General features: G+C 56.5%; 1 protein-coding gene. It reads right to left on the reverse strand.

All coding sequences use genetic code 11. The features are described 5' to 3' along the window. Positions 1-180 (reverse strand): hypothetical protein (locus tag JS756_RS36230; protein WP_205387509.1); only part of this gene is annotated, 180 nt, incomplete at its 3' end. Between the last annotated feature and the right edge of the window lie 238 nt (positions 181-418).

The raw sequence follows: 418 nt of genomic DNA on the forward strand, positions 1-418 counted from the left end.
GTGTTGCAGCAATGGCATCGCTGAACATTTCTCAGCCGCATTTCCGACAGCAACCAGCAAACCACCCGTCTGCTTATAGCCAGGCACAAGCCCCTCCTGCTTCTGCTCAAGCCCAGCCTCAACCGCAGCAACAGCCGCAACAGCAACCCCAATCCCCACCACAACCGCAGGTCCAACCACGACCCTCTGCTACGGGAGAGCCGCTGCAAGCACCACAACCTACACGAGCTCCAGTTGCACCTCCATCTGTTCCGACGCCGGGTATGTGGACGCCGCAGATGGGGATACGGTTTGGAGGGGGACCTGCATCGGGGGTAAGGGGACAGGCGCAACCGGGACAATGGGATCCTAGCCAGGGGATACGATTCTCTTGATTACGATAGTTGATTATTATATCGCTAGCTTATATACAACTTAC

Origin of the sequence: Streptomyces actuosus (assembly GCF_016921115.1) — a bacterium.
Lineage (GTDB): Bacteria > Actinomycetota > Actinomycetes > Streptomycetales > Streptomycetaceae > Streptomyces > Streptomyces actuosus_A.